Origin of the sequence: Caballeronia insecticola, assembly GCF_000402035.1 — a bacterium.
Classification (GTDB): domain Bacteria; phylum Pseudomonadota; class Gammaproteobacteria; order Burkholderiales; family Burkholderiaceae; genus Caballeronia; species Caballeronia insecticola.
The window spans coordinates 2,339,850-2,359,051 of sequence record NC_021287.1 but is presented as its reverse complement, the minus strand read 5'-3'; the positions used below and the strand labels follow the sequence as shown (position 1 = coordinate 2,359,051).

The following is a 19,202-nucleotide window of genomic DNA, read 5'->3' as shown; positions in this document are numbered from 1 at the left end:
CACGCGCTTATTCCGCGGCCACTCATGTCTCACGCATTCCTCGCGCCCGAATTCCTCGCCGACTACTCGCTGCGCACGCACAATACGTTCGGCTTCGACGTGCGCGCGCGGCATGCCATGAAAATTGACAGCGTCGAGGCCGCCGCCGCGCTGTGCACCGACAAACGCATTGCGAACATGGCGCAACTGGTGCTCGGCGGCGGCAGCAATATCGTGCTGACGCGCGATTTCGACGGCGTCGCGCTGATCGTCGGCATCGCGGGAAAGCGCGTGATCGCCGAGGACGACGACGCGTGGCTCGTCGAAGCCGGCGCGGGCGAGAGCTGGCACGGTTTCGTCGCGTGGACGCTCGCGCACGGCATGCCCGGGCTCGAAAACCTCGCGCTGATCCCGGGCACGGTGGGCGCGGCGCCGATCCAGAACATCGGCGCTTACGGACTCGAAATGGGCGAGCGCTTCGAGCGGCTCAGCGCAGTGGAGCTGGCCACGGGCGCGCGCGTCGAATTCGATCGCGACGCCTGCGCGTTCGGTTATCGCGACAGCTTTTTCAAGCGAGCAGGGCGCGGGCGCTTCATGATCACATCGGTGGTGTTCCGGCTGCCGAAAGCATGGACGCCGCGCGCCGGTTATGCCGACATTGCGCGCGTGCTCGATGCCGCCACGCAATGCGACGCCCAGGCCATTTTCAATGCCGTCATCGCCGTGCGGCGCGCGAAGCTGCCCGACTGGACCGTGCTCGGCAACGCGGGCAGCTTTTTCAAGAATCCGGTGGTGAGCGCGCAGGCGTTCGATGCGCTGCGCGCGCGGGAACCCGGCGTCGTTTCGTACCCGCAGGCGGACGGACAGGTGAAGCTCGCGGCGGGCTGGCTGATCGACCAATGCGGCTGGAAAGGGCGCGGCATCGGCGGCGCGGCGGTGCACGATCGTCAGGCGCTTGTGCTCGTCAATCGCGGCGGCGCGACGGGCGCGCAAGTGCTCGAACTCGCCGAAGCGATCAAGCGCGACGTGCTCGCACGTTTCGACGTCGAACTGGAAATGGAGCCGGTCGCGCTCTGAGGCGCGCGAAACCAGGCGCGAAGCCGGACGCAAGATCGGCCGCAAGATCGGACGCAAAAAAACCCGCCGAACCGAAGTCCGGCGGGTTTTTCACATCCGGCAAGCGGCGAATTACGCGCCGCGCTTGCGGCGTGCGTTTTCCGCAATGCGCATGCGCAATGCGTTCAGCTTGATGAAGCCGCCGGCGTCGGCCTGGTCGTAGGCGCCGCCGTCGTCGTCGAAGGTCGCGATGGTCTTGTCGAACAGCGTTTCCTTCGAATCGCGCGCGACGACCGACACGCTGCCCTTGTACAGCTTCACGCGCGTCCAGCCGTTCACCTTCTCCTGCGTGTGATCGATCAGCACCTGCAGCGCGCGGCGCTCCGGGCTCCACCAGTAGCCGTTGTAAATCAGCGAGGCGTAGCGCGGCATCAGATCGTCCTTCAGATGCGCGACTTCACGATCGAGCGTGATCGACTCGATGCCGCGATGCGCCTTCAGCATGATCGTGCCGCCCGGCGTTTCATAGCAGCCGCGCGACTTCATGCCGACGTAACGGTTCTCGACCAGATCCAGACGGCCGATGCCATGCTTGCCGCCCAGACGGTTCAGCTCGGTCAGCATCTCGGCGGGCGACAGGCGCTTGCCGTTCAGCGCGACCGGATCGCCCTTTTCGAATTCGATGTCGAGATACTCCGGCGCATCCGGCGCTTCTTCCGGCGACACGGTCCAGCGCCACATGTCGGCTTCGGCTTCGGCCTTCGGATCTTCCAGATGGCGACCTTCGAACGAGATGTGCAACAGGTTGGCGTCCATCGAGTAGGGCGCGCCGCCTTGCTTGTGCTTCATTTCGATCGGAATGCCGGCCTTTTCGGCGTACGCGAGCAGCTTTTCGCGCGAGAGCAGGTCCCATTCGCGCCACGGCGCGATGACCTTGATGCCCGGTTCGAGCGAGTAATAGCCGAGTTCGAAGCGCACTTGGTCATTGCCCTTGCCGGTCGCGCCGTGCGAGACGGCTTGTGCGCCGGTCGCGCGCGCGATCTCGATCTGACGCTTCGCGATCAACGGACGCGCGATCGACGTGCCCAGCAGATATTCGCCTTCGTAAATGGTGTTCGCGCGGAACATTGGGAAGACGAAATCGCGGACGAACTCTTCACGCAGGTCTTCGATGAAGATGTTTTCCTGCTTGATGCCCAACTGGAGCGCCTTCTTGCGCGCGGGTTCCAGTTCCTCGCCCTGGCCGATGTCGGCCGTGAAGGTGATGACTTCGGCGTCGTAGTTGTCCTGCAACCATTTCAGGATGACGGAGGTGTCGAGACCGCCCGAATAGGCGAGCACGACTTTCTTGATATCGCTCATGGTGAACTCGTGTGCTGAAAAGCCAGGTGCGGCGGTTGTGCGCCGCTTCGCGTCCGCCGGGCACGCGACGGGCATGAAGTGCGCGGAAAAAACACTATTTTGACATTAAAAGGCCGCGTTTCCATAAACCTGGGATACGCGGCCGCGCTGGCTCAGTGATTGAGCTTGCCGAGCAGCAGATACTCCATCAGCGCCTTCTGGACGTGCAGACGGTTCTCTGCCTCGTCCCAGACAACACTTTGCGGACCGTCGATCACTTCCGCGCTCACTTCCTCGCCGCGATGCGCGGGCAGGCAGTGCATGAAGAGCGCGTCGGGATTGGCGCGCGCCATCATCTCGCCGTCGACGCAATAATCGGCGAACGCCTTCATGCGGGCCTCGTTTTCGGCCTCGTAACCCATGCTGGTCCAGACGTCCGTTGTGACGAGATCGGCGCCCGCGCAGGCGTCGTTCGGATCGTCGAACTCTTCGTAGAACGGTTTGCTTTCCGCGGAGACCAGCGCGGGATCGAGCTTGTAGCCGAGCGGCGTCGAGAGACGCAGCTTGAAGCCGAGAATCTGCGCGGCCTCGATCCACGTGTAGAGCATGTTGTTCGCATCGCCGACCCAGGCGACGGTCTTGCCGTGAATCGGCCCGCGATGCTCATAAAACGTGAAGATGTCCGCGAGCACCTGGCACGGGTGATATTCGTTGGTCAGCCCGTTGATGACCGGCACGCGTGAACTCTCAGCGAAACGCCGGATGATGTCCTGTCCGAACGTGCGGATCATGATGATGTCGACCATGCGCGAGATGACCTGCGCCGAATCTTCGATCGGCTCGCCGCGGCCGAGCTGCGTGTCGCGCGTGTTCATGAACACCGCGTGGCCGCCCAGCTGGAAAATGCCCGCTTCGAAGGACAGACGCGTGCGCGTCGAACTCTTCTCGAAGATCATCGCGAGCGTGCGGTCGTGCAGCGGATGATAGGTCTCGTAATTCTTGAACTTGCGCTTCAGAATGCGCGCGCGTTCGAGCACGTACTCGTAGTCGTCGAGCGAAAAATCCTTGAACTGAAGATAGTGGCGAATTTTCTTGGCGGTCATGAAACGCAAGCGGCGGCTTCGAACCGGCCGCTTCGCTTCGCTCGGGTGCGATGGGTCAGGGCCGGACGGCGCCGCCGTCGGGAGTGGTATCGCATTTGAGCATAAAGGATTTTGCGATGTTTGACGAGGCTGGCCATTCTGACGATGGCGCCCGCCGAAGCTCGGAGCGCGACTCCGGCATGGTCTGAAAAGACGCCCGGGATGTCTGTGTGCGCTGCGGAAGAGGGGCCGCTGCGGTATAATTGCGCTCGCTCATTTCAACAGTTCTGCAACATAAGCACCGTTTTTAAGCACCGTTTTCAAGCACCATTTCACGCGCATGTGCGGCGAAGGATTCCAGTGGAGTCCGGTCCGTGTGTTGTTGCGCGTTCGGATCACGCGGTGAATCACCCAGTGCTGTCGAGTCCGCCATTCTTGTCGCGGGCGCGGCTGGCTCTTGCTACAAGAACCGGCCCGCGAAACACCGCCCGGCGCCCACGCTGCGCTGGCCTTCGCGGTTCCCGTTATCCGGGTGTGCGTCCGCCGGTGTCCGTCGCCGGCCGTCAACAGGTATTGCTACATGGCTGAGTCATCCCCTACCGAATACTTCATACAAGGCATCACCAAGAACGGGAAGACGTTTCGGCCGAGCGACTGGTCAGAGCGCCTGTGCGGTGTGATGTCGGGGTTCGGTCCGAAGGCGAAAGGGCCGAACGCGCGTCTGCAATACTCCATCTACGTTCGTCCGACCATGATCGGCGCCATCAAGGTCGTCATCGTCGATTCGCGTCTGCGCGATATCGAGCCAATGGCTTTCGACTTCGTGCTGAACTTCGCGAAAGATAACGATCTCGTGGTAACTGAGGCGTGCGAATTGCCGCCGCATCACGGCACGCAGACCCAGCAAAAAACCTGAAACGCCGCTGCAAGCGCAGCGTAATCGAACCGCATGAAGCGGGCATCGGCCAGCGTTCAACGCAAATCGAACAGACGCAGAAAAGCCCGCCGGGGTGTCCCTGGGCGGGCTTTTTCCTTACTGCGCAGCGGAAACAGGAGGCTGTTCCGGCGAATGCGCGGTCCGAGAAAAGCGGACGACGCTCGCCGGAAGCGAGCCGGAATTACTGGGCAGCGGGGGCTTGCAGGCCCTTGATGGCTGCAGCCAGGCGGCTCTTATGACGAGCAGCCTTGTTCTTGTGGACGATCTTCTTGTCCGCGATGATGTCCATCGTCTTGATCGACGCGTTGAACACTTCGGCGGCCTTGGCTTTATCGCCGGCGTCGATAGCCTTGCGAACTGCCTTGATGGCCGTGCGGAACTTCGAGCGCAGCGCCGAGTTGTGCGAGTTGGCCTTGGCGGCCTGACGGGCGCGCTTGCGAGCTTGTGCGGTATTTGCCATGACGGTTCCTTATCCTGTTTCTGCTGTTACTTGTCCGGAGCGCGCGGCCGGCGAGGGCCTTGAAACAACCCTGAAGCGGGCCATTCGAGCGTGCTGCCTTTGTCTGAAATCCCGGGAACGATTGCCCGAGAACCTCTGAAGCTTTGCCGGCCTGAGCCGCAATAGCCGCGAAGCAGCCCCTGATCTGCTCGATTCGGGGCTTGGAAACCCGCGATTATAGCAAGCGAATATGAGACGTGACAAGTTCGGCGTGAACGGCGCTGGCGCATGTCCGGCCGATGTCATCGGTCAAAAGTTCGGACTTTCACGCGAGCCGCGTGAGCGACAGACGCATTTCATAGGCTTCGTCCCATGGGCGTGCCGCACGCGACCCGTATAATAAGCGCCCCATGAATCTATTCCGAGCCCTCCTGACGGTCAGCGGCTTCACGCTGCTGTCGCGCGTGACCGGCCTGATCCGCGAAACGCTGATCGCCCGAGCCTTCGGCGCCAGTCTCTACACCGACGCTTTCTACGTCGCCTTCCGTATTCCCAACCTGCTGCGGCGCCTGTCCGCGGAAGGCGCGTTCGCGCAGGCGTTCGTGCCGATCCTGGCCGAGTTCAAGAACAGCCAGGGTCATGATCCGACCAAGGCGCTCGTCGACGCGATGTCGACGGTGCTCACCTGGGCGCTCATCGTGCTGTCGATCGCCGGCATGGCGGGAGCAAGCTGGGTGGTGTTCGCGGTGGCGTCGGGGCTCGAACACGAGGGCGCCGCGTATGGCCTCGCGGTCGCGATGACGCGCATCATGTTCCCGTACATCGTCTTCATCTCGATGACGACGCTCGCGTCCGGCGTGCTCAACACCTACAAGCAGTTCTCGCTGCCCGCGTTCGCGCCGGTGCTCTTGAACGTGGCGTTCATTTTCGCGGCCGTGTTCGTCGCGCCGCATCTGAAGGTGCCGGTCTACGCGCTCGCCTATGCAGTGATCGCGGGCGGCATTCTGCAGTTGCTCGTGCAGGTGCCGGGGCTGAAGAAAATCGACATGGTGCCGCGCATCGGTCTCAACTTCCGGCGCGCGCTCGCGCACCCGGGCGTCAAGCGCGTGCTGCTCAAGATGGTGCCCGCGACCTTCGCGGTGTCGGTCGGGCAACTGAGCCTCATCATCAATACGAATATCGCGTCGAATATCGGGCCGGGCGCGGTGTCGTGGATCAACTACTCCGACCGGCTGATGGAATTTCCCACCGCGCTTTTGGGCGCGGCGCTCGGGACCATCTTGTTGCCGAGCCTCTCGAAGGCGCACGTCGACGCCGATAACGTCGAATATTCCGCGCTGCTCGACTGGGGCCTGCGCATTACCTTCCTGCTGGCCGCGCCGAGTGCCGTCGCGCTGTTCTTCTTCGCCGAGCCGCTCACCGCCACGCTGTTCCACTACGGCAAGTTCGACAGTCATTCCGTCGTGATGGTCGGGCGCGCGCTGGCCGCGTACGGCATCGGGCTGGTCGGCCTGATCCTCATCAAGATTCTCGCGCCGGGCTTCTATGCGAAACAGGACATCAAGACGCCGGTGAAGATCGCGGTCTTCGTGCTCGTCATGACACAGGTGAGCAATTACGTCTTTGTGCCGATCTTCTCGCACGCGGGCCTGACGCTGTCGATCGGACTCGGCGCGCTCACCAACGCGGGTCTGCTGTTCCTGGGCCTGCGCCGCCGCCAGATTTATCGGCCGTCGCCGGGCTGGCTGCGCTTTTTCCTGCAACTGTTCGGCGCGTGCCTGATTCTTGCGGGCGCGATGCACTGGGTGGCGCTCAACTTCGACTGGATCGGCATGCGTGCGACGCCGCTCTTGCGCATCGCGCTGCTGGGCGCGAGCCTTGTCGTGTTCGCGGCGCTATATTTCGGTATTCTGTCCGCGATGGGCTTCAAATACGCCTACTTCAAGAGACGAACGCTTTGATGACGACCACGCGCATCCTCGATTACTTCTCCTCGCTGATGGCGGACGACGAGAGTCTTCCGCTCACGGAGGCGGCGTTGTCGCTTGCGCAGGACGCCTATCCCGATCTCGACATGCAGGCGGTGCTCGCGGAAATCGACGAACTCGTCGTGCGCGCCCGCCGCCGCATTCCCGACGACGCCGACGTGAAGCAGAAGATCGATGCGCTCAATCGTTATTTCTTCCGCGAGCTGGGTTTCTCCAGCAACCTCAACGACTACTACGACCCGGACAACAGCCATCTGAATGTGGTGCTGCGCAGGCGGCGCGGCATTCCGATTTCGCTCGCGGTGATCTATCTGGAGATGGCCGAGCAACTCGGCTTGCCGGTGCGCGGCGTGTCGTTTCCGGGGCATTTCCTGTTGCGTGTTGCGGCCTCCGGCCACGATCTGATGCTCGATCCGACGACCGGTCAAACGCTCTCCGAAGCGCAGATGGTCGAGATGCTGGAGCCGTATGTGCAGCGCGTCGGCGAATCGATCGGCAGTGCGTTGCGCGTGCTGTTGCAGCCGGCGACGCGGCGGGAAATCGTCGCGCGCATGCTGCGCAATCTGAAGAGCGTGTACTTGCAGACGGAGCGCTGGCAGCGTCTGCTCGCGGTTCAGCAGCGGCTGGTGATTGCGCTGCCGAACAGCATCGAGGAAGTGCGCGATCGCGGCTTTGCGTATGCGCGGCTCGATTATCTGCGCCCCGCGCTGGAAGACCTGCAGCGCTATCTCGAAGATCGTCCGGACGCGGAAGATGCGACGGTCGTCGAAAGCGAACTCCACGACTTGCGTCAGCGCACGCAGCAAAACAACGACTGAAACGAAAAAGGCCAGCGAATCGAAGCTGGCCTTTTTTCCATGCGGCGCGCGTTATTTCGGCTGCATGCGAATCGCGCCGTCGAGGCGGATCACTTCGCCGTTGAGCATCGGATTGTCGAAAATCTGCTTCACCAGCAGCGCATACTCGTTCGGCCTGCCGAGGCGCGGCGGGAACGGCACCATTGCGCCGAGCGCGTCCTGCACGTCCTTCGGCATGCCGAGCAGCATCGGCGTTTCGAAGAGGCCCGGCGCGATCGTCATCACGCGGATGCCGCTCTTGCTCAGATCGCGCGCGATCGGCAGCGTCATGCCCGCGACGCCGCTCTTCGACGCCGCATAGGCCGCCTGGCCGATCTGGCCGTCGTAGGCCGCGACCGACGCCGTGTTCACGATCACGCCGCGCTCGCCCGCATCGTTCGGTTCGTTTTTCGACATCGCGCTGGCCGCGAGCCGGATCATGTTGAAGGTGCCGATGAGATTCACCGCGATCACTTTCGAGAACAGATCGAGCGCGTGCGGACCGTCGCGGCCGACTGTCTTCGCCGCCGGCGCGATGCCCGCGCAGTTCACGAGGCCGCGCAGCGTGCCCAGACTCAGCGCGGCATCGACGGCGCGCTGGCCGTCGCTTTCCTGGCTCACGTCGCATTTGACGAACACGCCGGACAGTTCGCGCGCGAGCGCTTCGCCCGCGGTGACGTTCATGTCGGCGAGCAGGACCTTGCCGCCGTGCGCCGCGACGAGCCGCGCGGTCGCTTCGCCCAGACCCGACGCGCCGCCGGTGATCAGAAAGACGTTGCCTTGCATCTCCATGTCTCTTCTCCTTGATGTGATTCGTGCGCGCGAGGGCAGGGATAAAGCCGCTCACGCCGATGATCGTCCTTGTGGGAACCGCGTCGATTGTAGCGAAGCGGGCGTCGGCAAAATCGCACATCGCTCATGCGAAATCATGCGAATTCATGTGGATTCATGTGGCTTCATGCCGGGCGCGCGGGCGTAAAAAAACCCGCTCAAAAAGAGCGGGTTTCATCGAACGCGGTGCGAAAGCGTGCTTTTTACTTCAGCGCGTCGAACACGCGCGTGCGGATTTCATCGACGGTGCCCAGGCCCGAGATCTTGCGATACTCCGGCGCCTTGAGGCCGCTCGACGCGCCGTTCTTCGCCCAGTCGTTGTAATACGCGATGAGCGGCTTGGTCTGCGCGACGTACACGTCGAGCCGCTTTTTCACGGTCTCTTCCTTGTCGTCGTCGCGCTGGATCAGCGGCTCGCCGGTGACGTCGTCGGTCATGGCGACCTTCGGCGGATTGAACTTGACGTGATACGTGCGACCGGACGCCGCATGCACGCGACGTCCGCTCATACGCGTGATGATTTCGTCGAAGGGAACATCGATTTCGAGCACGTAGTCGATCGCGACGCTCGCATCCTTCATGGCTTCGGCTTGCGGCAGCGTGCGCGGGAAACCGTCGAAGAGATAGCCGTTCTTGCAGTCGTCGGCGAGCAGGCGTTCCTTCACGAGATTGATGATGAGCGAATCCGGCACGAGTTCGCCCGCGTCCATAAAGCGCTTTGCCTCGACGCCCAGCGGCGAGCCTGCCTTGACGGCCGCGCGCAGCATGTCGCCGGTGGAAATCTGCGGAATGCCGAATTTTTCCTTAATGAAGTTTGCCTGGGTGCCCTTGCCCGCGCCGGGTGCGCCCAACAGGATCAAACGCATGGTGATATCTCCGAATCGTCTATAAACCGCTTCAAGCCGCGAGGCTTATTGGACATCCGGTAGCGTGGCTCGTGCGGCGTCGACGACAGGGCGCGCGGCCTAAAGGAGACGGCGGACACCTGCGGACAGCGGCGCAACGTTGAGCGTGGCGCTGACCGGAAGGCTCGCGCAATCGCTTGATTATGCCACGGCTCTTTATGATCGCGACCGTAATAACGCGGATAGAAAAAGCTCCGACCCGCGCCGAATGGGCGTTCGGCGGGGGTATACACGAGTTGTGCCGGAGCTTTTAGCCGGAGTGAGGGAAGAGCGCCTGGACGCGTGCGAGATCGGCGGGCGTATCGACGCCGGGCGGCGGCGCGTCCTGCGTCACGCGCACCGCGATGCGTTCGCCGTGCCACAGCGCGCGAAGTTGTTCGAGCGCCTCGGCGGCTTCGATGGGCGCCTGCGCGAGCGCCGGGAAAGCGCGCAGAAATTTCGCGCGATACGCATACAGCCCAATGTGGCGCAGCACGTTTTCCGGCACGGCGGGCAATGCGCCGAGCGCGGCGACGTCCGGCCAGTGCGGCTGCCAGAGATCGCGCGACCAGGGAATCGGTGCGCGCGAGAAGTACAGCGCGACGCCCTTCGCATCGAGCACGACTTTCACGACGTTCGGATTGAAGACGTCCGCGGGATCGTGAATCGGGTGCGCGGCCGTGGCGATCGCGCAGGAGGAATGCGCCGCGAGATGCGCCGCGACATCGCGCACGAGCTGCGGGTCGATGAGCGGCTCGTCGCCCTGCACGTTGACCACGATGGCGTCGTCGTCCCAGGCGAGGCGCGTGGCCACTTCGGCCAGGCGGTCCGTGCCGGTCGGATGATCGGAGCGCGTCAGGATTACTTCGATGCCGTGATCGCGCGCCGCTTCGACGACGCGGTCGGAATCGGTCGCGACGAGCACCTGCGTCGCGCCCGATTCGCGCGCCCGCTCGGCGACGCGCACGACCATGGGCTTGCCGCCGATATCGGCGAGCGGTTTGTTCGGCAGGCGGGTGGACGCGAGGCGCGCGGGAATGACCGCGATGAACGGAACGGACATATCAGTTCGGCGCGTGATTCAGGCGTCGCCGGCGGGCTTCAGCGGCTCGACGGGCGTGCCTTCGACGGTCTGGCGCGCTTCGTCGACGAGCATCACGGGAATGCCGTCGCGGATCGGATAGGCGAGCTTGTCCGCGCTGCAGACGAGTTCCTGCGCCGCGCGATCGTAACTGAGCGGGCCTTTGCAGATCGGGCAAACGAGGATTTCAAGCAGACGTGCGTCCACGGAGTTTCTCCACAACAAGAGCGATGAGGCGCGGCCGAAGCACGGCCTGCACCGGAACGACCCAGATGCGTGCGTCGCGCCAGGCCCCAAATTTTACTGCATCCTTTTCGGTGATCAGGATGGCGTCGGCTTCCACGCCGGCAAACGGATTTTCGCGATACGAATAGTGATCGGGAAAGGCGCGCGTCGCGGGCGCGATGCCTGCCGCGCGCAGCGTCGCGAAGAAGCGTTCGGGCGAGCCGATGCCCGCCGCCGCCACCACTTTCTCGCCGGCGAACTGAGCGAGCGGGCGGCGCACCGAGGGATCGTCGAGCAACCACGCGTCGCCGGATTCGAGTTCGAGCGCGAACGTGTCCGGCCACGGCGGCAGCGTGCGGTCGTACGGGCTGTTGACGAGCGTCGCGTCACGGCGGCGCGACATCGGCTCGCGCAATGGGCCGGCGGGCAGCAGAAAGCCGTTGCCGCCCAGACGGTCGTCGAACACGACGAGTTCGAACGTGCGCGCGAGGCGGTAGTGTTGCAGGCCGTCGTCGGAAACGAGGACATCGACGTTCGGATGCGCCGCGAGCAGCGCCTTCGCCGCCGCCACGCGATCCGGGCAGACGAACACCGGCGCGTGCGTGCGGCGCGCGATCAAAAGCGGCTCGTCGCCGACCTGCGCGGCGGCGGAAGTCGGCGCGACGCTTGTCGGCTTCGCGACTTTCGCGCCGTAGCCGCGCGAGATCACGCCGGGCTGGAATCCAGCTGCGCGCAGCGCCTCGACGAGCGCGATGACGGTCGGCGTCTTGCCCGTCCCGCCGACGGTCACGTTGCCCACGACGACCACCGGCACGCCCGGATCGACGCGCTTGATCCAGCCGAGCTCGAAAAAGGCGCGCCGCGTCGCGGCGATCGCGCCGAAGATGCAGGCGAAGGGCGTCAGCGCCCACGCGACCGGACCGCGGCGGCGCCATTCGCGGGCGAGAAAGTTCTCGATCGGCGGTTTGAAATCAGACATGGACCGCCTTCGCGCCTGACGCGTGCGGGAAAAAAATCGGGTGCGGCGTGGCGTGCAACGGCAGCTCCTCGGATTCGGTTGGCGTTGAACGGTGTTCCGGCGATGGCGGCGCGAGATGACGCATAACGAATGCACAACAAATGACGCGTGCCGCCGCCGGCCGTTACCGGAACCCGGCACTCTAGCGCGCGAGAGCCGTGCGCGCCAGTCGGCATTCTGGCTCAGTTCATGATTCAGGATAGGGCGGCGACGCCCCTCACGCCTGTGGATAACTCTGTGAAGAACTTGGCGCAGGTAAGCCCCGTATCCGCGTAAAGAAAGAGTTGCTTCGGGTATTGCAGTATCGTAAAAAATTTAATCCATTAAAATCAATGATTTACGACGATAGCAATGGCTCTCCGCGATGCTGCGGCGCGCTTGCCGGTAAGTCTTGCTGTGTGGACACTTGCTACACTGCCGTACCTCGTGCAGCGGCCTTATCCCTCAGGACAATCGGCTGTTGCGCCTAGTCTTTTTCCGGTCCGCCATGATTTCCGATCCTCTCTCGTCGCCGAGCGGCGATGCCGTCATCCCGGTTTCTGTGCTGAATCGCGCGATCAACACGATGCTCGAGCGCTCGTTTCCGCTCGTATGGGTATCGGGCGAGGTGTCGAACTTCACGCGCGCGGCGAGCGGCCACTGGTACTTTTCGATCAAGGACGCGAACGCGCAGATGCGCTGCGTGATGTTTCGAGGCCGCGCGCAGTACGCCGAATTCACGCCGCGCGAAGGCGACCGGATCGAAGTGCGCGCGCTCGTCACGATGTACGAACCGCGCGGCGAACTGCAACTGAACGTCGAAGCCGTGCGGCGCACCGGACAAGGGCGGCTCTACGAGGCGTTTCTGCGGCTGAAGGCGCAACTCGAAAGCGAAGGGCTGTTCGCGGCCGAGCGCAAACGGGCGTTGCCGGCGCATCCGCGCGGCATCGGTATCGTGACGTCGTTGCAGGCGGCCGCGTTGCGCGACGTCCTCACGACGCTCGCCCGCCGCGCGCCGCATGTGCCCGTGATCGTGTATCCGGCGCCGGTGCAGGGTGCGGGCGTGAGCGCGAAACTCGCCGCGATGGTCGAGGCCGCCAATGCGCGGCGCGAAGTGGATGTGCTGATCGTCTGCCGTGGCGGCGGGTCGATCGAAGATTTGTGGGCATTCAACGAGGAAGTGCTCGCCCGCGCGATTGCGGAGAGCGCGCTGCCGGTGGTGAGCGGCGTCGGTCACGAGACGGATTTCACCATCGCGGATTTCGCCGCCGACGTGCGCGCGCCGACGCCCACCGCCGCCGCCGAGCTGGTCAGTCCGCAGCGCGTGCTGCTGTTGCGCGATCTCGATCAACGTCACGCGGCGCTCGCGCGCAGCTTCGGCCGCATGACGGAGCGCCGCGCGCAACAACTCGACTGGCTCGCGCGCCGTCTCGTGAGCCCGGCTGAGCGGCTCGCGCGCCAGAACACGCATCTGCGGCAACTGGCCGTCCGTCTCGTTGCGGCTGGCGCGCGGCCGGTGCGCGAGGCGCGCGCGCACTTTGCGCTCGTGCATTACCGATGGCAGCGCAGGCGTCCCGATGTCGCCGCCGGTCGCGAGCATCTGCTGCGTCTTTCGCAAAGCATGAAAAGCGCCCATGCGCGCCGCGCGGAACGCGAGAAGGCGCGCGTATCGGAGCTGGCGGCGCGCTTGCAGGTGCTGAGCCCGCAGCGCACACTGGAGCGAGGCTACGCCGCGTTGATCGACGCACAAACGGGCCGCGCATTGCGCGCGCCGAATGCGTTGAAGCCGAAGCGTCCGCTGACCGTTCACTTGGCGGAAGGTTCGGCGGACGTGATTCTCGCCGATGTTCAGCCGCGCCTGTCAGATGAATTCTAAGCGTCGAATCAATACGCGCGCGAACGTACTTTTGACGTGGCCTGAAACCTTCGCGAGAGCACTTTTTACGCCGCTCCCGACGATTGGAAAGCAATCTTTCTCATAAAGGGCACACGGTTTGCCGGGTTTTCCCAACTCGCCTACAATCCAATGCTCCACTGCCTCACTCCTCACAGTCCCTACAAACCACATAGACAAGGAAGCTCGCATCATGGAACATACGCTGCCGCCGCTGCCGTTCGACAAGAACGCGCTCGCTCCGCACATGTCGGAAGAAACGCTCGAGTATCACTATGGCAAGCATCACCAGACCTATGTGACCAATCTGAACAAGCTGATCCCCGGCACCGAATTCGAGAATCTGCCTCTCGAAGAAATCGTGAAGAAGTCGTCGGGCGGCATCTTCAATAACTCGGCGCAAGTCTGGAATCACACGTTCTTCTGGAACAGCCTGTCGCCGAAGGGTGGCGGTGCTCCGACCGGCGCGCTGGCCGACGCCATCAACGCCAAATACGGTTCGTTCGACAAGTTCAAGGAAGAATTCGCGAAGGTCGCGACCGGCACGTTCGGTTCGGGCTGGACGTGGCTCGTGAAGAAGACCGACGGCACGCTCGATATCGTGTCGACGAGCAACGCCGCCACGCCGCTCACCACGGACGCAAAGGCGCTCCTGACCATCGACGTGTGGGAGCATGCGTATTACATCGACTACCGTAATGCGCGTCCGAAGTTCATCGAGGCTTACTGGAATATCGCGAACTGGGATTTTGCCGCGAAGAATTTTGGTGGCTAAACGAATCGATGGGCTGAAAGCCTTCGGTTGACGTTTTTTGCCTGGAAGTGAAAAAGCCGCACCGGTTTCGCCGGTGCGGCTTTTTTTCGATGCGTATGTATCGATTAAACGATACGGATAACTAACGTATTCGCAAAAAAGGATCGGAGACGGAGAAGCGGTTTCGTCGGTTGAAAGGCAACCGTGCCGCTTGTGCGAATCCTTTCGGAAAAAATTAGAATCGCGTTTTGGGCGCGGAAACCGGACACGTCGCCGCGCCATTTTTACCGCATCCGAAGTCCATCATGAAACGCTTCGCAGGCCTTTGCCTCGCGGCCTGGTCGGCGGCCGCACTGCTTTATTTCGGCCGCCACTCCGCCGCGCTCATCGTGCTGTCCGGCGTGCTCGCACTCGCCGGATTCGACCTCGTGCGCCCCGAGTCCGATCACAACGCCTAGCCGTTCAGGCCGCGAATCGTGCTTCTCCCGCGCGCGCATCGCGAGGTGCGCCGGCGGGCGGGAAATAGCGTCCGAGGCAGAGCGCGTAGATGATCCACATCGCCAGCGTGTAGGTCGCGCTGCGCGGCGCGAACACCAGAATCAGAATCGCGCATGCCGCGAGCAGCATCTCGACGCGCGGGCCGAATGCCGAAAGCCGCACGCCCGGACGCTCGAACGACGTGCCGAACAGCACGGCCAGTGGAATCAGCGCGGCGACCATGTGGACGGGTTCGAGCATCGGCGAACCGACGAGCATTGTCGCGGCGGCGAGCGCGAAGTCCATGCGACGGTCGACGCTTCGTCGATACACCAGCACCATCGCGAGCACGCTCACCGTGACCGCCGTCACGAGCCACGTCGCGAACAATGCCTGCTGCGATAGTTGCATGCCGGCGCTCTCCGCCAGCGTCTGGATTGCGCCGCGCAGCGAGTTGTTGAACGGCGCGCTGCCGATCGCCAGCCCCTTCGTGTTGAGCGCCGACATGTCCGCGACGAAGTAATGCCAGATCACGTTGAAGCCGAGTTTCAGCCCGGTAAAAATCGTGATGGCGACGGCAGTCACCACCGTCGTGATGACCGTGCGCCATTCGCGCCGCAGCAGCAGAAGACCGGCGACGGGAATCGGCGTCACCTTGATCGCAATCGCCACGCCGAGAAACACGCCCGCGAGATAACGGTTGCCGCGGTCGATGAAGAAGAACGTCGCCGCGAGCAGGAAGAACAGCAGTTCGTTCGACTGGCCCCAGTAGATATCGTCGAGAAACGGGCGGCTCAGCAGCGCGAGCGCGACGATCAGCAGCGTCACGCCGCGATCCGCGCCGCGGTAGGCGAACTTCGCCGTCATCGCCACGCCGAGCGCGAACAGCACGACCGAGACGCTCACCCACACGAGCTTCGCCGCCAGCGGAGCGAGCGCGCCGAGCGGCGCGAACGCCAGCGCAAACTGCGGCGGATAAGCATAGAAGCTGTCGACGCCGATATGATGCGTGCCGATCGAATGCAGGAACGCAATCACGCTCGGCTGATCGTAGAGCAGCGATGCTTCGCCCGGATGACGCAGCACCGTGGTGAACGCGAAGAGGTAATAGTTGAAATCGCTGAAGGCGTCGGGCGGATTCGCACGGAATTCCGTATAGATGTGCGGCGCGCGCACGGCGATGAGGCAAAGCGCGATCACGGCGAGCGCCGCCGCGAACGCGCTCAGGCGGAATGAATATTTGCTGCGGGTTGTGCTCGTCGTGGACATGAGAAGTCCCTTGATCCGATTGTTGTAAGTGGCGCTGCCTTCAAATCGCCGCGATGACCGTCGCGACGCACAGCGTGATGACCAGAAGACTCAGACGGTTTTTGATCGCGTAGACGATCGGATCGTCGTGCATCTCGCCGCGAAACGCGAGCATCCACACGCGGCTGACCCAATACAGCAGCAGCCCGAACAGCAGCCACAGCGCATGCGGATGACGATAAAGCGTGCGCACATCCGACGAATTCAGATAGAGCGCAAGCACCAGCACGGCGACGTATCCGGAGGCCGTGCCGAACGAACGCAGGATGCCCAGATCCTGCGTGACGTAGCCGCGGCCCGCGGCGGTCACTTTGCCGTCGCGCAGCAGCGCATCAAGCTCGGTGTAGCGTTTGACCATCGCGAGGCTCAGGAAGATCAGCACCGAGAACATGATGAGCCAGTCCGACAGCGCGATGTCGGCCGCCGCGCCGCCCGCGACGATGCGCGACGTATAGAGCGCCGCGAGCGTGAAGACATCGACGAGCATCATGCGTTTGAGCTTAAACGAATACGCGAGCGTCACGATGAAATAGGCGCCGAGCACGAGCTGGAATTCGGGCGCCACACGGCCGGCGAGCGCGGCGGACGCGACGAGCAGCGTCACCGTGAGCGCCATGCCGAACGTGAGCGGCAGTTGCCCCGACGCGAACGGCCGATTGCGCTTCTTCACATGCCGGCGATCCGAATCGAGGTCGAGCATGTCGTTGAGCAGATACACCGCCGACGCGCAGAAGCTGAACGAGAAGAACGCGAGCGTCGCGGCGATGAGCGTCGCCGGGTCCGTGAAACGATGCGAGGCGAGCAGCGGCACGAAGATCAGCAGATTTTTCACCCACTGATAGACGCGCATTTCCTTGATCGTGAGACGAACGAGCGAGCGCTTTTCCTCGAAGAACACGATCGTCTGATTCACCTTCCCGGCCGCCGCCGCGATATGCCGGTTGCCCACGACGATCGCCTGACGCGACTGTTTCCACACGGGCACATCGGCGCGGGCGTTGCCGCAGTAATCGAAACCTTGCGCGCCGAATTCCTTCGTGAGCGCGCCGGCTTTGTGCTGGCCGGATAGATTGCGCGCTTCGTCGCTTGCCAGTACGCCCTTGAAGATGCCGAAATGCGTGGCGATCTGCTCCGCAAACTGACGGTTCGATGCCGTGCACAGATACAGCTCGCGGCCATTCGAACGCTCTTCGCGAAGATAATCGACGAAACGCGCGTTATACGGCAGCACCGACACGTCGATTTGCACGCGCCGCGCAATCTGCGCCTTCAGATTCGCTTTGCCGCGCAACAGCCAGACGATGCAAAAGAAAACGTAGACCGGATTTTGTTTGACCAGCACGAGAAACGATTCGACCAGCAAATCGGTGGCGGTCAATGTGCCATCGAGGTCGACGCAAAGAGGGATGCTTGCTTCGGCCATGCTGTCCTCGGATTCTGTGATGATGTTTTTATCGAGAACCGGCGGCTTGAAAATGCGCCGGGTCGTAATCGTCCACAGAATAGCGATGCGTGCTTTTTGACCTCTGTGCGTTAAGGCACTCGCTTTGGCCGACATATGTGCGGCAGGTATTGATTTCCGATGCTTCGTAAATTAATTTGGGAAGTTTGCTTTCAATCTAGAAAGCTTTGGGCGCGCGCGAGTTCTGAAATCTGAAGTCACGAAGCTCGCGGGAAGAAAAAAGCCTTCACGAACGAGCGGAAGGCTTTTGCGTTGCACAGGGATTCGGCACCTATTAACGCCGTCGCGGCGCGGCTTCCCAGTTGATATCGACGCACAGCACCTGCAAGCCGTACGGCGTTTGCGCGGCGATCGACGCCGTCACGCACAAATGCGCCTCGTTGATCGACAGATAAGGCGCTGTCAGATGCACGCGGCCCGGCGCGCGCAGCGCCTCGATGAAATACGGCCGGCGTTCCCAGCTCGCGCCTTCCGAATGCAGCAGCGGGCTGAAGCGCTTCGCGCGCTGCGACGTGCGCACGATCGGCACGACGTTGTCGCCGATCTGCCGGCCGGCCTGATCGAGCAAAAAGCAGCGTGCGGTGTCGGCGAGTTGCAGCAGTTCGCTCGTCGCGGCGATCAGCGCATCGCCTTCCATCAGCTTGACCGATGCGCGTTCGAGTCCGCTCACGTACGGCTCCAGACGCGTCGCCTGTGCGCGTTCGCGAGCCGCGATGCGCTCGCGCGACGCGGCCGACAGCGCGTCCATCACGCTCGCCGCGACTTGAGGATGCACGGCATCGACGCCCGGCTGCGCGAAATACGCGCCCTGCACGAAGTCGACGTTGCATTCGAGCGCGATCAGCGCGTCACGCTCGGTCGTGAGGCCGCCCATCAGCACGAGCTGGCCGGATTCATGCAAGAGCGACACGAGCCGCGGCAGCACGCGCTCGATATGCGAATGCTCGGTCGCCTGTTGCAGGATGCAGCGGTCGAGCGTCACGATGTCCGGCCGCAGTTGCCAGACGCGGTCGATGTTCGAATGCTTCACGCCGAAGCCGTCCAGCGCGATCAGAAAGCCGGACTTGCGCAAGGAATCGATGATTTCGCTGAAGCGCGTCGTCTCGCCGCCCGCCTGCTCGGGCACTTCCAGCACGACGCGCTGCGGCGACAAGCCGATATCTTTCAGCGCGGCGAGCAGCGCGTCGCCATAACTCGTGTCCATCAGCGCGGCGGGATGCAGGCTCAGAAAGAGCCATTCGTCGTGACTGTCGAACGCGTTGAAATTACCCAGATGCAGCGATTCCGCGAGCCGGCCGAGTTCGAGCAGATCGCCGCGCCGCGCGGCCTGCGTGAACACTTCGTGCGACGGAACGTGCCGATGCGCGTCGTCGCGCGCACGCAGCGACGCGTGATAGCCGATCGCGCGCCGGTGCGACACGGAAAACACGGGCTGAAACACGCTGAAAACGGTGTACTCGCCGTACAGCACGGTGCGACGTGAGCCGTCGTCGCCGGCGACGGGACGCGGCGGCTGGAAGCGGGGAGGGTCGAGATCAACCATGCTCATGGTGTCGATGCGTCAGCGGTGAACTTAACGAGACAGTTTACAGGAACGCCACCCGGCCATTCCAGCAAAAAGCGTGCAAATT

The 19,202-nt window shown here is 63.1% G+C and carries 18 protein-coding genes; 7 read left to right on the top strand and 11 right to left on the bottom strand.

What is annotated here, in order from left to right:
- The first annotated feature begins 24 nt into the window (after window positions 1–24).
- Window positions 25–1,056 carry a UDP-N-acetylmuramate dehydrogenase gene (gene murB, locus BRPE64_RS10840; protein ID WP_016346157.1) on the top strand — a complete coding sequence of 344 codons (1,032 nt, stop codon included), beginning with the start codon at window positions 25–27 and terminating at the stop codon, window positions 1,054–1,056.
- A gap of 111 nt (window positions 1,057–1,167) precedes the next feature.
- Here the strand turns inward: murB and BRPE64_RS10835 are convergent, their stop codons facing one another.
- The gene (locus BRPE64_RS10835) at window positions 1,168–2,397 is read right to left on the bottom strand and encodes an argininosuccinate synthase (RefSeq protein WP_044041534.1); all 1,230 of its coding nucleotides are present in this window, start codon (window positions 2,395–2,397) and stop codon (window positions 1,168–1,170) included.
- 152 nt (window positions 2,398–2,549) lie between these two features.
- Window positions 2,550–3,479, bottom strand: a complete 930-nt coding sequence (gene argF / locus BRPE64_RS10830; RefSeq protein WP_044041532.1) for an ornithine carbamoyltransferase — start codon at window positions 3,477–3,479, stop codon at window positions 2,550–2,552.
- Between the two features lie 559 nt (window positions 3,480–4,038).
- Between argF and BRPE64_RS10825 the strand changes: the two genes are divergently transcribed.
- The gene (locus BRPE64_RS10825) at window positions 4,039–4,374 is read left to right on the top strand and encodes a DUF3579 domain-containing protein (RefSeq protein ID WP_044041531.1); all 336 of its coding nucleotides are present in this window, start codon (window positions 4,039–4,041) and stop codon (window positions 4,372–4,374) included.
- A 202-nt stretch (window positions 4,375–4,576) separates the two neighbouring features.
- On the opposite strand, the gene rpsT is transcribed toward BRPE64_RS10825, so the two are convergent.
- Window positions 4,577–4,855 (bottom strand): 30S ribosomal protein S20, encoded by a 279-nt coding sequence (rpsT, locus tag BRPE64_RS10820; RefSeq protein ID WP_016346153.1) that lies wholly within the window; start codon window positions 4,853–4,855, stop codon window positions 4,577–4,579.
- A 389-nt stretch (window positions 4,856–5,244) separates the two neighbouring features.
- On the opposite strand from rpsT, the gene murJ reads away from it, so the two are divergent.
- Together murJ and BRPE64_RS10810 are read left to right on the top strand one after the other, a co-directional pair.
- On the top strand, window positions 5,245–6,795 hold the full coding sequence (gene murJ, locus BRPE64_RS10815; protein ID WP_016346152.1) for a murein biosynthesis integral membrane protein MurJ: 1,551 nt from the start codon (window positions 5,245–5,247) through the stop codon (window positions 6,793–6,795).
- Entirely contained in the window at window positions 6,795–7,640 is an 846-nt protein-coding gene (locus BRPE64_RS10810; protein WP_016346151.1) for a SirB1 family protein, read from the top strand. The genes murJ and BRPE64_RS10810 overlap by 1 nt, the downstream gene beginning before the upstream one ends.
- 51 nt (window positions 7,641–7,691) lie before the next feature.
- On the opposite strand, the gene BRPE64_RS10805 is transcribed toward BRPE64_RS10810, so the two are convergent.
- The 5 genes from BRPE64_RS10805 to lpxK all read right to left on the bottom strand — a co-directional run bounded on the left by BRPE64_RS10805 (window position 7,692) and on the right by lpxK (window position 11,658).
- Window positions 7,692–8,450: a 3-hydroxyacyl-CoA dehydrogenase gene (locus BRPE64_RS10805; RefSeq protein WP_016346150.1), complete on the bottom strand. Its 759-nt coding sequence runs from the start codon at window positions 8,448–8,450 to the stop codon at window positions 7,692–7,694.
- 242 nt (window positions 8,451–8,692) lie between these two features.
- Window positions 8,693–9,355 carry an adenylate kinase gene (gene adk / locus BRPE64_RS10800; RefSeq protein ID WP_016346149.1) on the bottom strand — a complete coding sequence of 221 codons (663 nt, stop codon included), beginning with the start codon at window positions 9,353–9,355 and terminating at the stop codon, window positions 8,693–8,695.
- 289 nt (window positions 9,356–9,644) lie between these two features.
- The gene (kdsB, locus tag BRPE64_RS10795) at window positions 9,645–10,436 is read right to left on the bottom strand and encodes a 3-deoxy-manno-octulosonate cytidylyltransferase (RefSeq protein WP_016346148.1); all 792 of its coding nucleotides are present in this window, start codon (window positions 10,434–10,436) and stop codon (window positions 9,645–9,647) included.
- A gap of 18 nt (window positions 10,437–10,454) precedes the next feature.
- Window positions 10,455–10,661, bottom strand: coding sequence for a Trm112 family protein (locus BRPE64_RS10790; RefSeq protein WP_016346147.1), 207 nt, complete (start codon window positions 10,659–10,661; stop codon window positions 10,455–10,457).
- Complete coding sequence (gene lpxK, locus BRPE64_RS10785) at window positions 10,642–11,658, bottom strand: tetraacyldisaccharide 4'-kinase (RefSeq protein ID WP_016346146.1); 1,017 nt, start codon at window positions 11,656–11,658, stop codon at window positions 10,642–10,644. Before lpxK ends, BRPE64_RS10790 begins: the two co-directional genes overlap by 20 nt.
- A 526-nt stretch (window positions 11,659–12,184) precedes the next feature.
- Between lpxK and xseA the strand changes: the two genes are divergently transcribed.
- The 3 genes from xseA to BRPE64_RS33430 all read left to right on the top strand — a co-directional run bounded on the left by xseA (window position 12,185) and on the right by BRPE64_RS33430 (window position 14,782).
- Complete coding sequence (xseA, locus tag BRPE64_RS10780; RefSeq protein WP_016346144.1) at window positions 12,185–13,552, top strand: exodeoxyribonuclease VII large subunit; 1,368 nt, start codon at window positions 12,185–12,187, stop codon at window positions 13,550–13,552.
- Between the two features lie 211 nt (window positions 13,553–13,763).
- Window positions 13,764–14,345, top strand: a complete 582-nt coding sequence (locus BRPE64_RS10775) for a superoxide dismutase (RefSeq protein WP_016346143.1) — start codon at window positions 13,764–13,766, stop codon at window positions 14,343–14,345.
- Window positions 14,346–14,629: 284 nt separating this feature from the next.
- A complete protein-coding gene (locus BRPE64_RS33430) occupies window positions 14,630–14,782 on the top strand; it encodes a hypothetical protein (protein WP_044042155.1) in 153 nt (50 codons plus the stop codon).
- Window positions 14,783–14,786: 4 nt separating this feature from the next.
- Here the strand turns inward: BRPE64_RS33430 and BRPE64_RS10765 are convergent, their stop codons facing one another.
- The 3 genes from BRPE64_RS10765 to BRPE64_RS10755 form a co-directional block, all read right to left on the bottom strand.
- Window positions 14,787–16,070 (bottom strand): glycosyltransferase family 87 protein, encoded by a 1,284-nt coding sequence (locus BRPE64_RS10765; RefSeq protein ID WP_016346141.1) that lies wholly within the window; start codon window positions 16,068–16,070, stop codon window positions 14,787–14,789.
- Between the two features lie 40 nt (window positions 16,071–16,110).
- On the bottom strand, window positions 16,111–17,532 hold the full coding sequence (locus tag BRPE64_RS10760; RefSeq protein ID WP_044042154.1) for a UbiA family prenyltransferase: 1,422 nt from the start codon (window positions 17,530–17,532) through the stop codon (window positions 16,111–16,113).
- Window positions 17,533–17,845: 313 nt separating this feature from the next.
- Complete coding sequence (locus BRPE64_RS10755) at window positions 17,846–19,120, bottom strand: EAL domain-containing protein (RefSeq protein WP_044041527.1); 1,275 nt, start codon at window positions 19,118–19,120, stop codon at window positions 17,846–17,848.
- Window positions 19,121–19,202 lie beyond the last annotated feature (82 nt).